The organism is Mesorhizobium sp. WSM4844 (assembly GCF_055811775.1).
Genome location: NZ_JBVVQB010000008.1, coordinates 90,519 through 105,490, shown reverse-complemented (window position 1 = coordinate 105,490; position 14,972 = coordinate 90,519). Strand labels below are relative to the sequence as shown.

At 61.9% G+C, this 14,972-nt stretch carries 13 protein-coding genes; 7 read left to right on the top strand and 6 right to left on the bottom strand.

Features of this window, described 5'->3' with window-relative positions:
* Positions 1-15: 15 nt before the first annotated feature.
* The 3 genes from AC0L2A_RS09735 to AC0L2A_RS09725 are packed head-to-tail and all read right to left on the bottom strand — an operon-like array spanning position 16 to position 3,565.
* Positions 16-189 (bottom strand): hypothetical protein, encoded by a 174-nt coding sequence (locus AC0L2A_RS09735; RefSeq protein WP_473608519.1) that lies wholly within the window; start codon positions 187-189, stop codon positions 16-18.
* Positions 144-2,036, bottom strand: coding sequence for a hypothetical protein (locus tag AC0L2A_RS09730; RefSeq protein WP_473608518.1), 1,893 nt, complete (start codon positions 2,034-2,036; stop codon positions 144-146). Before AC0L2A_RS09730 ends, AC0L2A_RS09735 begins: the two co-directional genes overlap by 46 nt.
* A complete protein-coding gene (locus AC0L2A_RS09725) occupies positions 2,033-3,565 on the bottom strand; it encodes an NAD(P)H-hydrate dehydratase (protein WP_473608516.1) in 1,533 nt (510 codons plus the stop codon). The genes AC0L2A_RS09730 and AC0L2A_RS09725 overlap by 4 nt, the downstream gene beginning before the upstream one ends.
* 435 nt (positions 3,566-4,000) lie before the next feature.
* On the opposite strand from AC0L2A_RS09725, the gene AC0L2A_RS09720 reads away from it, so the two are divergent.
* The 6 genes from AC0L2A_RS09720 to AC0L2A_RS09695 all read left to right on the top strand — a co-directional run bounded on the left by AC0L2A_RS09720 (position 4,001) and on the right by AC0L2A_RS09695 (position 11,150).
* Complete coding sequence (locus AC0L2A_RS09720) at positions 4,001-4,339, top strand: P-II family nitrogen regulator (protein ID WP_006205430.1); 339 nt, start codon at positions 4,001-4,003, stop codon at positions 4,337-4,339.
* A gap of 54 nt (positions 4,340-4,393) precedes the next feature.
* Complete coding sequence (glnA, locus tag AC0L2A_RS09715) at positions 4,394-5,803, top strand: type I glutamate--ammonia ligase (protein WP_023799265.1); 1,410 nt, start codon at positions 4,394-4,396, stop codon at positions 5,801-5,803.
* Between the two features lie 303 nt (positions 5,804-6,106).
* Positions 6,107-7,135 (top strand): helix-turn-helix domain-containing protein, encoded by a 1,029-nt coding sequence (locus tag AC0L2A_RS09710; RefSeq protein ID WP_473608515.1) that lies wholly within the window; start codon positions 6,107-6,109, stop codon positions 7,133-7,135.
* A gap of 969 nt (positions 7,136-8,104) precedes the next feature.
* Positions 8,105-8,803, top strand: a complete 699-nt coding sequence (locus AC0L2A_RS09705; RefSeq protein ID WP_473608574.1) for an ABC transporter ATP-binding protein — start codon at positions 8,105-8,107, stop codon at positions 8,801-8,803.
* Positions 8,800-9,942 (top strand): ABC transporter permease, encoded by a 1,143-nt coding sequence (locus AC0L2A_RS09700; protein ID WP_473608513.1) that lies wholly within the window; start codon positions 8,800-8,802, stop codon positions 9,940-9,942. The genes AC0L2A_RS09705 and AC0L2A_RS09700 overlap by 4 nt, the downstream gene beginning before the upstream one ends.
* A gap of 5 nt (positions 9,943-9,947) precedes the next feature.
* Positions 9,948-11,150, top strand: a complete 1,203-nt coding sequence (locus AC0L2A_RS09695) for an ABC transporter permease (protein ID WP_473608512.1) — start codon at positions 9,948-9,950, stop codon at positions 11,148-11,150.
* Between the two features lie 145 nt (positions 11,151-11,295).
* Here AC0L2A_RS09695 and AC0L2A_RS09690 read toward each other — a convergent pair whose 3' ends face one another.
* Together AC0L2A_RS09690 and AC0L2A_RS09685 are read right to left on the bottom strand one after the other, a co-directional pair.
* Positions 11,296-12,336 (bottom strand): glutamine synthetase beta-grasp domain-containing protein, encoded by a 1,041-nt coding sequence (locus tag AC0L2A_RS09690; RefSeq protein WP_473608511.1) that lies wholly within the window; start codon positions 12,334-12,336, stop codon positions 11,296-11,298.
* Between the two features lie 105 nt (positions 12,337-12,441).
* Positions 12,442-12,654: a hypothetical protein gene (locus AC0L2A_RS09685; RefSeq protein ID WP_473608509.1), complete on the bottom strand. Its 213-nt coding sequence runs from the start codon at positions 12,652-12,654 to the stop codon at positions 12,442-12,444.
* Here AC0L2A_RS09685 and AC0L2A_RS09680 point away from each other — a divergent pair.
* Positions 12,654-12,848 carry a DUF2735 domain-containing protein gene (locus AC0L2A_RS09680; protein WP_473494209.1) on the top strand — a complete coding sequence of 65 codons (195 nt, stop codon included), beginning with the start codon at positions 12,654-12,656 and terminating at the stop codon, positions 12,846-12,848. The genes AC0L2A_RS09685 and AC0L2A_RS09680 overlap by 1 nt on opposite strands.
* An 85-nt stretch (positions 12,849-12,933) precedes the next feature.
* Here AC0L2A_RS09680 and AC0L2A_RS09675 read toward each other — a convergent pair whose 3' ends face one another.
* Positions 12,934-14,820 carry an MFS transporter gene (locus tag AC0L2A_RS09675; RefSeq protein ID WP_473519632.1) on the bottom strand — a complete coding sequence of 629 codons (1,887 nt, stop codon included), beginning with the start codon at positions 14,818-14,820 and terminating at the stop codon, positions 12,934-12,936.
* Between the last annotated feature and the right edge of the window lie 152 nt (positions 14,821-14,972).

Below are 14,972 nucleotides of genomic sequence, written 5' to 3'. Positions count from 1 at the left end.
GACCACAGCAAAAGCTCACTCCGCTTCCGCGGCGCCGAACCCTGCGCCCATCGTCGCGCGGACGGCGCCCGACCACGGCGTGGCATGATTGTCGATGCGCATCTGGAAGATAAAATAGGTCGGCGAGCAGAAGCCGACACCTTTCACCTTGCCGATACCAGGCGTGTCGGGCGGCAGCGATTGGCACATGTAATCTTCGCGGCAGAAATGATCGGCCGAGCAAGCCGGCCGGTTGCCGCGATTGACGGCGCCGCCCAAGCACTGGTCGAAATTATTGGTCGCCACGCAGATGTCGAATTTTTGCCGCCGACCAGCCCGCAGATCTCGTTCGGCATCGGCTTGCCCGGCTTGAAGCCGGCAAAGGCGCGGTCCTTGTCATTGCATCCGCGATAGGCGATGCCGGCCGGCACACCGATCTTCGGCGGCCGGCAGGTGTAGGCGGTGTGCGAAATGTCGGTGGCGAAGGCCGCGAACTGGCCGCTAATGCTGTAGCGGTCATTGAAAGGCTGCGTGCCGTTGCTGGCGATCGAGCCGGTCAGGCATGGATGGCCGGAGAACATCTTTTCGCTGTCCTTGGGCAGCAGGCATTGCGCCAGTTTCGTCCGCACCCCCGATGCCGTCGCCAGCGCCGTGCAGACGGTGCCGCCGCCGCATTGCCAAGTCGCGCCGAAGCGGGCGGCATCCGCCGGCATCAAGCATGGCATCGCCATCTCGGCCGGTGCGTAAGCGACCTCGCCGGCGTCTTTCCATGCGGCCGGCGGCGCGAAGGACAGCGGGCGGAGGCGGTTCGGCTCCTTGCCGTCGGCGGTCGCACGCAGCCAGGCTTCGCGCCGCGGCATCTCGGCATGGAGATGCGGCGAGATGCCGACCTCGATGCGGTTCAGCGGCGATGTCGTCTTGTCGTCGAGGCCGATGAAATGGAAACCGGCGGTCGAACCAGCCTGATGGCAACCCTGGCAGGCGCCATTGTCGAGCCGCTCGACCAGCGCTTCCGGCGTGCGCAGCAGCTTCAGCGCGGAATAGTCCAGCCCGGAAAAATCCGCGGGCTGGAACAGCGGCGTGAACGGGTGATTGGCCTGCCTTGCGCTGCCGAAAGTCGACCATGAGACGACTTTCTTCGCCAGGAATTCATTGGGGATTTCGTAGACGCCGAGATCGACCGCCGCGAGATTGGCGCTGAGATAGTCGGCAAGTTTTGCTTTCAGCGCGGCGTCGTCGGCAAGCCGCGCCAGGTCGGGCGTGTTTTCCAGCGGCTTTTCGCTGACCGTCTCTCCATCGACGCCAAAAATCCGCATGAGGTAGGCAGCCTGCCCGCCAAATTCGGTCTCCTGGCCGGAGGGAAAGCGCACCATTTGTGCGTTGAGCTCGAGCTGCTTGAAGCTCAGCCCGGCCTTTTCAAGCGGCCCGCCGATGAGCCAGCCGATGTCGACGGTCTCATCGAGCTGCGGCCTCCAGCGTCCGGCAACGCCGACGCAGCCGCCATCGGCGTCCGGCGCGACGCTATAGATGGCATTGAAATTGAACGGCAGGCGCGAGGCCAGAACCTTGCCGTTTTTCTTGAAGTTGTAGGCAAGACGGTAGATGAAACGCACCTCGCCGCAGCCCCCGTCGCCTCGTATCTCGGCGAAATCACGCCGATCGAGCCGGTTGACGACACCGACCAGCCGAAAGCGCGCGGCGTCGGTCTTCAGCCAGCGCATGTCGATGATGCGGCCGACATTGCCGTCGGTGACTTCGTAGAGCGACCGCCCGCCAGCCTTCATCTCGGCGCGCAGCGCGGCGACATCGCCGGCAATCGTTTCGACGATCTGATGATAGGCCGGCGCCTTGTCATAGAGCGTCTTCAGGTCGCCCTTGCCTTCGACATCGAAAATGCCGTCGACATCGAAAATGCCGGCGAAATCGAAACCCCTGGCGTCGAGAGCGGCCAGCACGGCCGGATCGTCAACGATCATCACCGGACCTTCGGCGCGCGCCAGGCTGGCCAAGAAAAAATTGCCGAAAATCACAGCGATCAAGGCGAGCCGACGGTTCATTCAGCGGTCATCCCGTTGCGATTTTCGGCAAGCTCGCGCAGCACCGGCACCAGCGCCAGCGGCAGATCTTCAGCGATCAGCCCAAGTCCGAAACGGCTGCCGGCCTCAGCATGGATCCAGACCGCCGCGCAGGCGGCTTCGAAAGCCGGCATGCCTTGCGCCAGGAGGCCGGCGATGATGCCCGACAGCACGTCGCCCGAACCGGCGGTGGCCAGCCATGGCGCGCCGTTGCCGTTGATCGCCGCCCTGCCATCGGGCGCCGCGATCACCGTGTCCGCGCCCTTGTAGACGACGATGGCGCCGGCGCGCGCGGCGGCAGAGCGCGCCTTGGCCAGCTTGGACAGGTTCCTGGCTCCGGCGATGTCCGCAAACAGCCTGGCGAATTCGCCCTCATGCGGCGTCAGCACCAGCGCCGGTGCGTTCGGGCGACGGGCGGCTTCGAACAGAACGTTCGCGGTATCGCGAAACGCGGTGATGCCATCGGCATCGAGCACCAGCCCGTCGACCCTGCCGTCCTGCCGGTCTCCGGCGGCCAGCACGCCGAGGGCAAAATCGCGGGTCTTTTGGCCGACGCCAAATCCGGGTCCGAGGACAAACGCCGATGGCCGGCGGCCGTCGATGAATTCCTGCACGTCTGCGATGCTGTCGGCCTTTTTCAGCATGATCGAAGTCAGATGCGCGGCGTTCACCTGCATGGCGTTCGCCGGCGACAGCACGGTCACCGCCCCTGCCCCGCTTCTGGCTGCGGCAAGCGCCGACAGCCGTGCGGCACCCGTCGCCGATGGCCCGCCGGAAAAGACGCCGACATGGCCGCGCCTGTATTTGTGCGCGTCGACGGCTGGGATTGGGAAATTTTCGAGCCAAATCGGCGGGATGTTCTCGAAGGTGAGCGGTTCAAGCTGCGCAACGATATCGTCGCTAATGCCGATATCGGCAAGCACCAGCTCGCCGCACATCCCGCGCCCCGGCAACAGCAGATGGCCGGGCTTTTTTCGCGCGAATGTTACCGTGAATTGGGCGCGGAATGCCTGGCCGAGAATCTGGCCGCTGTCGCCTGACACGCCTGAGGGCAGATCGACCGCGACGACAGGCAGGTTCAGTTCTGTCGCGACCTCGACCGCCCTGCCGGCATCACCGGACAGCGGCTTGGACAGCCCTGCCCCATAAAGCGCATCGACCAGGATCGAACCTTTATCGGCAGCAAATTCCGACAACGGCCGGGGCCTTACCGGGCATTCCGACGCGGCGAGCGCCGCGTCGCTGCCGGCTTTGGGCGAGCCGGATGCCCACAGCAAGACGTCGACGGCGCTGTCCCCAAGAATGCGGGCGACGACATAGCCATCGCCGCCATTGTTGCCGGGCCCGCACAGCACGTGGACCCGCCTGGCAGCCGGAAAATGGGCGAGCACCACCGCAGCGACTGCGGCACCCGCATTGCGCATCAGGCCAATGCCATCGAATGGTCCGGCCGAAATCGTCAACCGGTCGGCCTCAGCCATTTCGGCCGGAGACAGAATTTCATTGCTCATGGATGCCGATCCGCATTGGCTCAAGCCGATCCTGTGGTCAAACCCGATCCTTGTGGTCAAACCCCGACCCTTGTGGTCAAACCCCGATCCCTGTGGTCAAACATTGTCCAGTTTTCGGTTCGAAGCAAACGGCGATGAAATGGCACGATCTATAAGCACATCGTTACGGACAATGGCGTCGTCGAAGCACAATTGCCCGCGAAATGCTCTATCTGCCCAATTATTGTGCGGACGGTAGCGCCGACAATGTGTAGGTTCCCAGTATCCATGGCGCAGCCAATGCAGCGAATGACGCGAATTTAGCCCTCAACGCGGCATGGCATCGAAATCGCGTGATACCGCTTCGAATCCCCTCAAATTGGCACAGTTCGTGCTTGAAAGAGGCGCAAGCGGGGCTCACAACCCGTCTTTTTTGACAGTGGAGGCCACTTTTACATGAAAAAGATCGAAGCGATCATCAAGCCGTTCAAGCTAGACGAAGTGAAGGAAGCGCTTCAGGAGGCCGGGCTGCAAGGCATCACCGTTACGGAGGCCAAGGGTTTTGGCCGCCAAAAGGGCCATACCGAACTCTATCGCGGCGCCGAATATGTCGTGGATTTTCTGCCCAAGGTGAAGATCGAGGTCGTGCTCGGCGACGACGCGGTCGAAGGCGCGATCGAAGCCATTCGCAAGGCGGCCCAGACCGGCCGCATCGGCGACGGCAAGATCTTCGTCTCCAACATCGAGGAAGTCGTGCGCATCCGCACCGGCGAAACAGGGATGGACGCGGTCTGAGGATTCTGATTTCAGATCATCTCCTCGAAACGTCATCAGACAGGGAAACATGACATGACGACAGCCAAAGACATCATGAAGCAGATCAAGGACAACGACGTGAAATTCGTTGACCTGCGCTTCACAGATCCGAAGGGCAAGCTGCAGCACGTGACGATGGATGTCGTTGAGGTCGAGGAAGACATGTTTGCCGACGGCGTCATGTTCGATGGGTCCTCCATCGCCGGCTGGAAGGCGATCAACGAGTCCGACATGGTGCTGATGCCCGACACCGAGACGGTGCATATGGACCCGTTCTTCGCGCAGTCGACCATGGTTATCCTGTGCGATATCCTCGATCCGATCTCCGGAGAATCCTACAATCGCGACCCGCGCGGCACCGCCAAGAAGGCTGAAGCCTATATGAAGGCGGAAGGCATCGGCGATCAGATCTTCGTCGGCCCGGAAGCCGAGTTCTTCGTGTTCGACGACGTCAAGTACAAGGCCGATCCGTACAACACCGGCTTCAAGCTCGACTCCACCGAATTGCCGTCCAACGACGACACCGACTACGAGACCGGCAATCTCGGCCACCGCCCGCGCATCAAGGGCGGCTATTTCCCGGTGCCGCCGATCGACTCGGCGCAGGACATGCGCTCCGAAATGCTGACCGTGCTCGCCGAAATGGGCGTGCGTGTCGAAAAGCACCACCACGAAGTCGCCGCTGCCCAGCACGAGCTCGGCATCAAGTTCGACACGCTCGTCCGCAACGCCGACAAGATGCTGATCTACAAATATGTCGTGCACCAGGTCGCCAACGCCTACGGCAAGACGGCCACCTTCATGCCGAAGCCGGTGTTCGGCGACAACGGCTCGGGCATGCACGTCCACCAGTCGATCTGGAAGGGCGGCAAGCCGACCTTCGCCGGCAATGAATATGCCGGCCTCTCGGAGAGCTGCCTGTTCTACATCGGCGGCATCATCAAGCATGCCAAGGCCATCAACGCCTTCACCAACCCGCTGACCAACTCCTACAAGCGCCTTGTGCCGGGCTATGAAGCGCCGGTGCTGCTCGCCTATTCGGCCCGCAACCGCTCTGCCTCCTGCCGCATCCCATTCGGCTCGTCGCCGAAGTCCAAGCGCGTCGAGGTCCGCTTCCCCGATCCGGGCGCCAACCCCTACCTCGCCTTTGCCGCCATGCTGATGGCCGGGCTCGACGGCATCAAGAACAAGATCCATCCGGGACAGCCGATGGACAAGGATCTCTACGACCTGCCGCCGAAGGAACTGAAGAAGATCCCGACCGTCTGCGGCTCGCTGCGCGAAGCGCTGCAGAGCCTCGACAAGGACCGCGGCTTCCTGAAGGCCGGCGGCGTCTTCGACGACGACCAGATCGACAGCTACATCGAGCTCAAGATGGCCGAAGTGATGCGCTTCGAAATGACCCCGCATCCGGTCGAGTACGACATGTATTACTCGGTCTAACTCACCGAAATCGTTGCAAAAAGAACCCCGGCGAAAGCCGGGGTTCTTGCTGGGGCAGACCGCCGGAGAGACTACGGCGCCGCGTCCCATTCGATGCGCAAAAGACGCTGCATTTCTGAATTTTTGTGCACGATCCGTCCGAAAATCCATCCCATTTCCTGGGTCTTTGAGTGAACAGCGGCCGTCGACGAAGCCGTTGCCGCAATTTTCGACCTGGAACACGATCGAGGTCGCAAAAAATTCTGCTGCGGACCATGATGGCGCCGATCGATTGTCTTTCGTCATCCGGCTTGTGCAGACCCAATGCTTTTCATCCCGCTTCCTTTCGTCGTCGCCATCCTGCTGCTGATTCTCTTCGTCACCGTCGCCCGGCGTGACGACGATGCGCAGCCAAATGTGCCGTTTCTCGCTTTGATTCTGGTGGCCGCCTTTCAATCGACGCTGTTGGGTCTGCGTTGGGGTTACGGCGTGGATGGCGTTGGCCGCATCCTTCCTGTCGTCGCGGCAACTGTACCGCCGCTTGTCTATGGCGGCGTGTCCGGGCTGGTCCGGAAGAGTGACCTTTCAGCCCTCCTGCGCGTCGGTCTGCATCTTCTTCCAGCTGCCGGCGTGGTGCTGCTTATCGCGCTATGGGGGGACGCCATCGACATCGGCATTGCAGTGATCTTCGTCGGTTACGCGATGGCGATACTGCTACTGATGCGGTCGGGCGCGGATGCGCTGCGCCTCGCGCCTTTCGAGAATGCTGGATCTACCTATCGTGCAATCCTCTTCGCGGCATCTGCCCTGCTTCTGTCGGCGGCGATGGACATCTTCGTCTTTTTCGATTTTGCATGGACGCGGGGAGCCCACACCCCACTGCTGGTCACCATTGCAAACCTTGCAGTGCTGGCTCTGCTGTCAATTGCCGTCGCGACCGCCAGCCGCCGCGGCAGGCCCGCTCAGACTCTCGGAATTACTCCCAGATTGGAGATAGCGGAGGACAGGGAAACCATCGCCGCAGTTCAGGTTCTGATGGAGACGAAGCGCGTCTATCGCGATGTCGATCTCAATCTCGATCGGCTGGCCCGCAAGACAGGAATTCCAGCCCGGCGGATTTCCGCGGCGATCAACCGTGCGACGGGCAAGAACGTCTCGCAATATGTCAACGATCACCGGATCGCAGAAGCGTGCGACCTACTGACGGACACTGAGAAGCCCGTAACCGAGATCATGTTCGACGTTGGCTTCCTGGCCAAGTCCAACTTCAACCGTGAGTTCCGGCGCGTCACCGAAATGACGCCGCTCGAATGGAGGCGGAAGAAGGCTCCATCTGAGAGTCTCACGGCCTAAATCGCGATCGAGCACGGCCTGGAACGCGTTTCAGGTCTCTTTTCCCGCCCGGTTGATCACACTGGCGGCATGAACACGATCACCGAACACGACCGCAAACTGGCCGCAGCGCTCACCTCTCTATCTCTCGGATCTGCCCCGGACACCGTCGAGATACAGAAGAAAGTCCTCCGGCTTCTCATCCTTCCCGTCTGCCTGTCGGCGCTGGCTGCACTAGTCGTCGCCACCGTCGCTTTGGTGCTGACGACGACAGGCCTGGCAGGCAGTGCGGCCGACAACGCTGTTGTCGCGCCCGTCGAACAGGCGAGCCTTCCACAGGTCGAGAAGCACGCAGGGCAATCTGCTGTCCGCCCACCCCTCGCCGCCCGCGAGATCACCGGCTCCGGCACGGTCATCGCACCGCGTGCCACGACGGTCTTCTCCAAATATGAAGGCAGGATCACCAACATCGCGATCGAACTGGGAGATTTCGTGGATGCCGGGCAAGCTCTGGTGATACTCGACGATGCGGGAGCCCGGTTCGCGCTCGAACGGGCCAGGGCCGCCAAGGTCGCGGCGGATCTTTTGCTCACCGCCCGAACCATCGATCTCGACCAGGCGCGTTCCGCCCTCGGCCGCACCGCAACGCTTGCTGCCCGTGATGCTGCCTCCAAACAGCAGCTGGAGGAGGCGCGCAGGGCGGCCGAACGCGTCGAAAACGCCGTTGCCCAGGCACGGCAGGAACTCGCAACCGCGGAGCTTGCCATCCGCATCGCCGAGGAGCCCGTTCGGGAACTGACGGTGCGTGCGCCCTTCGCCGGGACCGTGACCCGGCTCGACGCTCATATAGGCGACACCGTGCTCGCCCGCGTCGACAGTGTGCGCGAGAGCCAAAGCCTGCGATCCGCCGGAAGGAATTCGGCCGAACATGGCTGCGCGCATCCGCATCCCGCTCATCGACACTCTCAGCAACACTGGAGACACCAAGCAATGACACAAGACCCTTACATTGCCCTCGCGGGTGTGCGGAAAGGCTACCGCATAGGCGGCGAGGCGATCCCGATCTTCTCCGCGCTCGATCTAGCCATCCCGCGCGGCGATTTCGTCGCGGTCATGGGTCCGTCAGGATCGGGCAAGTCGACGCTGCTCAACATGCTTGCCGGGATAGATGTGCCGGATGCGGGGAGCCTCAGCATTGGCAATCATCGCCTCGACCGGATGGGCGAGACCGCGCGCTCGACCTGGCGGGCGCACAACATGGGCATCGTCTTTCAGTTCTACAATCTCCTGCCGATGCTGAACGCTACGGAGAACGTCGAACTGCCGCTGCTCCTGAAGCCTCTATCTGCTAGGGAACGCCGCGACCGGGTCGGAAAAATGCTCGATCTCGTCGGGCTTTCCGGTCGCGAGAAGCAGTATCCCTCCATGATGTCCGGCGGGCAGCAGCAACGCGTCGGTATCGCCCGCGCCATCGTATCCGATCCCGGCCTGCTTCTCTGCGACGAGCCAACTGGCGATCTCGACCGGAAATCCGCCGACGAGGTGTTGGAGATACTCTCATTCCTCAACCGTCAGCTGGAAAAGACGATCGTCATGGTAACGCACGACCCGCAGGCAGCGCGTTCGGCCAAGCGGACCTTGCACCTCGACAAGGGTCAGTTCGTCGAAGAGAAGAGGGCCGCCTCATGACCTTCCTCGATCTTGCCTGGAAGAACGCCTGGCGGAAGCCGCTGCGCACCGTCCTCCTCATGGTCTGCGTCGCTGTCGCCTTTCTCATTTACGGCCTGACGGCGAGCTTCCTCGCCGGTTCGCAGGGGGCTTCGGCCGCCAGCGAAGACATCATCGGCGTAATGAGCGCGGTGGGACGCACGCAAGCCCTGCCAAGGGCGCATCTCTCCCGCATCGCCGCCGAACCCGGTGTCGCCGCAGTCGGCTACATGGCGCGCATGCGCGGTTTTGTGGATGTCGAGAAGAACGCGATCGCGGTCAGCGCCGTCGAGCCGCAGGCACTCATGGCCGTCAACGGCAAAGAGCTCGGTCTGACGCCGGCGCTGGTCGAGGCGCTCGGCAAGGGGCGCGACCGGGTACTGGTCGGCCGCGCGCTGGCCGAAGCGCAAGGCTGGCGCGTCGGCCAGCGTATCGCCGTGACCGCGTTCCAGATTGCCATGCAGGACGGCGGCCATGACTGGCGTTTTGAGATCGCAGGGATTTTCGAAGGTGAAAGCGCCAGCACCGACACATATTTCACCATCGCACGCTATGACTATGTCAATGCGGCCCGCGCGAGGGGCAAGGATACGGTGGATGCATTCATCGTTCGCCCGCGCGATGGCGTTAAGGCCGGTGCACTCGCCACCCGCATCGATGCGCTGTTCGCCAATTCTGCCGCCCCCACACGCAGCCAATCGGAAAAGCAGTTCCTCGAAGCGTTCCTGCGCCAATATGCCGATATCGGTCTGATCGTCGATCTCGTCACGGGTGCGGCTTTCATCACCCTGCTGCTGATCGTCGTAAATACCATGGTCTTCGCCGTGCGCGAGCGCACCTTCGAAATCGGCGTGCTGAAGACGCTGGGCATCTCCCGTCTCAGGATCATGGTGCTGGTCCTTAGCGAAACGCTGCTCGTCTTCATCATCGGCGGAAGCGTGGGCCTCGCTCTGGCTAAACTGGGGACCGTGCTTGCCGGACCGACCCTCGGGCTCGTCTTCTCGCCGCTCGTGCTGGTCAAGGCGGCGGCCATCGTCCTTGCTCTGGGCCTCGCGACCGGCCTGCTGCCTGCCATCAACGCCATACGAATCCCTATCATCATCGCCTTCAGAACGAGGTAGTCGCCATGTCCATCCAGCTTAGACAGACGCTCGTTATGACGAGAGCCAATTTTTCCAGCCTCCCACGCCGCCTCGCGATCTCGCTATCCATGGCGCTGTCGGTAGCGCTGGTCGTCGCGGTCCTCGCCGGCTTCCTCGCCATGGCCAAGGGTTTCGAGAAAGCCCTGGCTGGCGCCGGCTCACCCTCTGTCGCCGTTGTCCTCGGAGGCGGTACGAACCAGGAGACCGGTTCGGATATCCCGGCCGATGCGATTCGCAGCATTCAATCGATGACCGGCGATATCGGAGTCGTTCGCACTGGCGCGGGAGGCCTGCTGGCATCCCGCGAACTTGTGGTTCCAGTGGATGTCGCCCGGGCGCAGGACGAAGCCTCGACGACGCTTACGCTTCGCGGCATGGATGTTGGCGGTCCATCGATCCGCAATGGCGTCGCGCTATCGGCGGGACGCTTGTTTACCCCCGGCGCTCGCGAGATCGTGGTCGGCTCGCGAATCGCCAGCGAATTTCCGGGATTCGGCATTGGCGATGCCGTCCGGCTGGGGGCCGTGGATTGGACGGTGACAGGGCATTTCGCAGCCAATGGCAGTGCGTTCGAATCCGAAATCTGGGGCGATCTCGACGCAGTTCGTGCTGCCTTCGACCGGCAGGGACAGGTGCAAAGCCTGCGTCTGCGCCTCACCGGTCCATCATCCCTGGCAACGCTGAACGCCAGGCTGACAGCCGCAAGCACTAGCCCTCTGGTCGCTGTTTCGGAAGCCGATCTCTACATCGCGCAATCGGAACGGATATCCAGCCTCATCCTTTTCTTCGGCTGGCCGGTGACGCTGCTGATGGCCATTGGCGCGACCGCCGGTGCATTGAACACGATGATGAGTTCCGTCTCCGACCGCACCGTCGAGATCGCCACCGTCCGCGCGCTCGGCTTCAGTCGGTTCTCGGCCTTTCTCGCAACATGGATCGAAGCTTTCGCGATCGCGGCCGTCGGCGCGGCTTTGGGCATCCTTGCCTCCTGGCTTGTCTTCAACGGCTGGCAGGCCAGCACCATTGGTGTCAACAATGCCAGCACAGGCTTCCAACTCACGGTCAACGGCGATGTCATGCTTACCGCGGGCATGCTTGGCCTCGCCATAGGCGCCCTCGGCGGCGCTTTCCCGGCTATTGCCGTGACGCGGTTGCCGCTGACCGCCGCCTTGCGGGCACGCGGCTAGCGAGATAGCCAGAATAACCAGGCTGACCTAGGCGCGGCGTCGTCCTCGCCGGGATCGTCGATGTCACAAAAAACCCGGCGAAACCGCCGGGTTTTTGATGGATCCAGTCACTGCAGACCTCTCAGGTCCAAGCCGTGACGCGTGCTCAAGCGGCAGCCGAAACCTCGGCGCTGGTCGGGACGGAGGCGATCGTCTTCAGGATTTGCGAAGCGATCTGGTAGGGGTCGCCCTGCGAGTTCGGGCGGCGATCCTCGAGATAGCCCTTGTAGCCATTGTTGATGAACGAATGCGGCACGCGGATCGAGGCGCCGCGATCGGCGATGCCATAGCTGAACCTGTTCCACGGCGCGGTTTCATGCTTGCCGGTCAGACGCTTGTCGTTGTCCGGCCCGTAGACGGCGATGTGATCCATCAGGTTCTTGTCGAAGGCGGCCATCAGCGCCTCGAAATAGTCCTTGCCGCCGACTTCGCGCATATAAGCGGTCGAGAAGTTGGCGTGCATGCCGGAACCATTCCAGTCGGTGTCGCCGAGCGGCTTGCAGTGGTATTCGATATCGATGCCGTATTTCTCGGTGAGGCGCTGCATCAGGTAGCGGGCCATCCACATCTGATCGGCGGCCTTCTTGGAGCCCTTGCCAAAAATCTGGAATTCCCACTGGCCCTTGGCCACCTCGGCGTTGATGCCTTCATGGTTGATGCCGGCGGCAAGACAAAGGTCGAGATGCTCCTCGACGATCTGCCTGGCGAGGCTGCCGACGTTGCTGTAGCCGACGCCGGTGTAGTACGGGCCTTGCGGCGCGGGGTAGCCGCTCTCGGGGAAGCCGAGCGGGCGGCCGTCCTTGTAGAAGAAATACTCCTGCTCGAAGCCGAACCAGGCGCCCTCGTCGTCGAGGATGGTGGCGCGCTTGTTGGATGCATGCGGCGTCACGCCGTCCGGCATCATGACTTCGCACATGACGAGCACGCCATTGCTGCGCGCGGGGTCGGGATAGATGGCGACCGGCTTCAGCACGCAGTCGGACGAGTGGCCTTCGGCCTGCATGGTCGAGGAACCGTCGAAGCCCCACAGCGGAAGCTGGTCGAGCGTCGGGAATTCGGCATATTCCTTGATCTGCGTCTTTCCACGAAGGTTGGGAACCGGGGTGTATCCATCGAGCCAAATGTACTCGAGCTTGTATTTCGTCATTCTAGCCTCTCGTTGCTTTGATCACCGAACCTTGGACGGCGCGGGCATGCCAGCCACCCTGCAGCCGACCTGCCGGATTATCAAAAAGCAATTCGTGTGCCATTTTCACCGGCGAAGGATGCGACAAAACTGACGCCGCATCCCGACAAATCCGCTGCCGCGTAATCGCAATGCGTCCGGATCAATCACAAGCATGCTCTGCATAAATAACAGGCAGATACTGATCTTTTTATAATCATATTGCCTAACTGGATTGCAGAACTTATCTTGAGGAAAGATTGAATCGGCAACGCTCTGCTCAAGAAGGGAGACCGACAATGGAAATCACTCCTACCCGTCAGTCGGCCAAAATCCTGATGTTCCCGGTGGCAACGCGCGCTTCTGCCTTAAATTTAAGCGGAAAGGCTAAGTTCGCGGCAGAACTTGCTTCATTGCGTAACCGTACGGATTTCGGAAGCGGCTGGTATCACGAAGCGGCCATCGAGGAAGAAAAACAGGACCGGAAGAGCTAACCTTTCCTCCGCATCGCTTTTGACGAATTGCAAAGCCCGGCGCGATCGCTCGCGCCGGGCTTTTCATTTTGCCGTCAGGCAAGGATCAGGTCTTGGCGTGCAAGTCCGTTCCCAGCGTATCCCTGACAAAGATCGTACCGATGACCAGCGACATCGCCGCGATCACCACCGGATACCAGAGGCCGTAATAGATATCGCCGCTGTAGGCGCTGAGCGCGAACACCGTCGCCGGCAGCAGGCCGCCGAACCAGCCATTGCCGATGTGATAGGGCAACGACATGCCGGTATAGCGGATGCGGGTCGGGAACATTTCTACCAGGATCGCGGCGATCGGTCCGTAGACCATGGTCACGTAAATGACCAGGATGAACAGGACGCCGATGACCTTTGCCCAGTTGACCTGTTCAGGGTCGGCAAACATCGCAAAGGCGCCTGCCGCCGGGACGCTGTAGACGGTGATCTCGGGCACCGCCGCGGCCTCATCGGCCGTCAGCAGCTTGTCCTTGACCGCCCGGTCGGCCGCAACCGTCGTCTTGTCGCCGGCGCGGATTGCGGCGGCGTCGAGCTTCAGTTCCGGATTGGCCGCGACGAAGGCGTCAAGCTTCTGGTCGGCGACCTTGGCCGCAGCACGCTTCAGCGGATAGCCGCCGTCCCGCAATGCAATGTTGATTGCCTTCTTGAACGCGGCGTCGCTTGAAGTTGCCTTGTCTGCGGCTGCGACAGCGTCATAGGACGCCACCGTTGCGGTGCCGATCTTGACACTGGCCGCGGTCCCCGGTGCCGCTGTCGTGACAATGTCATAGGGCACCGAGCTCTTGGCAAGGAAGTCCGTCGCAATATCGCACGACGTCAGAGGCTTGCGCGTTCCGGTCGGATTGAACTGGAACTTGCAGTCGCCAGGTGCAGCGGTAATCGTGGCACGGGTGTTTTGCTGTGCGGTGGCGAGCGCCGGATTGGCTGCCCAGGTCAGCGCCTTGAACAGCGGGAAGGTGGTGACGATCGCCAGCGCCAGGCCCGCCATGATGATCGGCTTGCGGCCGATCTTGTCGGAGAGCCAGCCGAACACGACGAAGAAGATAGTGCCGAGCGCCAGCGCGATGGCGATCATGATGTTGACCGACTGGCCGTCGACCTTGAGCACGTTCTGCAGGAAAAACAGCGCGTAGAATTGGCCGTTGTACCAAACCACGGCCTGGCCGGCAGTAAGGCCGAAAAGCGCCAGAATGGCGATCTTGGCATTCTTCCACTGTCCGAAGGCTTCCGTCAGCGGCGCCTTGGAGCCCTTGCCCTCGTCCTTCATGCGCTGGAAGGTCGGCGATTCGGCAAGCGACAGGCGAATCCAGACCGATATGCCGAGCAGAATGGCTGAGAGCAGGAATGGAACGCGCCAGCCCCAGGCCTCGAAATCCTCCTTGCTCAGCGAATTTTGCACGATAAGGATGACGACCAGCGACAGGAACAGGCCAAGTGTCGCCGTCGTCTGGATCCACGATGTGTAGAAGCCGCGGCGGTCGTCGGGCGCATGCTCGGCCACATAGGTCGCCGCACCGCCATACTCACCACCGAGCGCCAGGCCCTGCAGCATGCGCAGCGCAATCAGGATAATAGGCGCTGCAATGCCCCAGCTTGCCGAACCAGGCAGCAGGCCGACCAGGAACGTCGACAGGCCCATGATCATGATGGTGACGAGAAAGGTGTATTTGCGACCAACGAGATCGCCGATGCGGCCGAACACCAGCGCGCCGAACGGGCGCACGAGGAAGCCAGCGGCGAAAACCAGCAGCGTAAAGATGTTGCGCGTCGCTTCCGGATACGAGTTGAAGAATGTCGAGCCGATCGCGGCAGCCAATGCGCCGTAGAGATAGAAATCGTACCATTCGAAAACGGTGCCGAGCGAGGAAGCGAAGATGACTTTCTTCTCTTCCCGCGTCATTCCGCGGCTTGCTCTGCCGGCGGTCACTGCCATTGCCATGAATTCGTCCTCCCGTGATATCTCGCTGTGCTTGATGCTGCGCGGTGTCGCCTCTGGGCTCGAACTCGGGCAGCTATCGCCGCGAGAAGTGACAGAAAGCGCCGCCCAGAGGCAGCCCGTCTTTGGGATTATGACTTTGGTCCAATGCATCG

What these genes read in the sequence shown, in the direction of transcription:
- AC0L2A_RS09700 (WP_473608513.1), top strand. Translation starts at nt 8,800, where the DNA reads ATGACCTTCCTCGATCTTGCCTGGAAGAACGCCTGGCGGAAGCCGCTG.
- AC0L2A_RS09725 (WP_473608516.1), bottom strand. Translation starts at nt 3,565, where the DNA reads ATGAGCAATGAAATTCTGTCTCCGGCCGAAATGGCTGAGGCCGACCGG.
- AC0L2A_RS09695 (WP_473608512.1), top strand. Translation starts at nt 9,948, where the DNA reads ATGTCCATCCAGCTTAGACAGACGCTCGTTATGACGAGAGCCAATTTT.
- AC0L2A_RS09710 (WP_473608515.1), top strand. Translation starts at nt 6,107, where the DNA reads ATGCTTTTCATCCCGCTTCCTTTCGTCGTCGCCATCCTGCTGCTGATT.
- AC0L2A_RS09680 (WP_473494209.1), top strand. Translation starts at nt 12,654, where the DNA reads ATGGAAATCACTCCTACCCGTCAGTCGGCCAAAATCCTGATGTTCCCG.
- AC0L2A_RS09730 (WP_473608518.1), bottom strand. Translation starts at nt 2,036, where the DNA reads ATGAACCGTCGGCTCGCCTTGATCGCTGTGATTTTCGGCAATTTTTTC.
- AC0L2A_RS09675 (WP_473519632.1), bottom strand. Translation starts at nt 14,820, where the DNA reads ATGGCAATGGCAGTGACCGCCGGCAGAGCAAGCCGCGGAATGACGCGG.
- glnA (WP_023799265.1), top strand. Translation starts at nt 4,394, where the DNA reads ATGACGACAGCCAAAGACATCATGAAGCAGATCAAGGACAACGACGTG.
- AC0L2A_RS09705 (WP_473608574.1), top strand. Translation starts at nt 8,105, where the DNA reads ATGACACAAGACCCTTACATTGCCCTCGCGGGTGTGCGGAAAGGCTAC.
- AC0L2A_RS09690 (WP_473608511.1), bottom strand. Translation starts at nt 12,336, where the DNA reads ATGACGAAATACAAGCTCGAGTACATTTGGCTCGATGGATACACCCCG.
- AC0L2A_RS09720 (WP_006205430.1), top strand. Translation starts at nt 4,001, where the DNA reads ATGAAAAAGATCGAAGCGATCATCAAGCCGTTCAAGCTAGACGAAGTG.
- AC0L2A_RS09735 (WP_473608519.1), bottom strand. Translation starts at nt 189, where the DNA reads ATGTGCCAATCGCTGCCGCCCGACACGCCTGGTATCGGCAAGGTGAAA.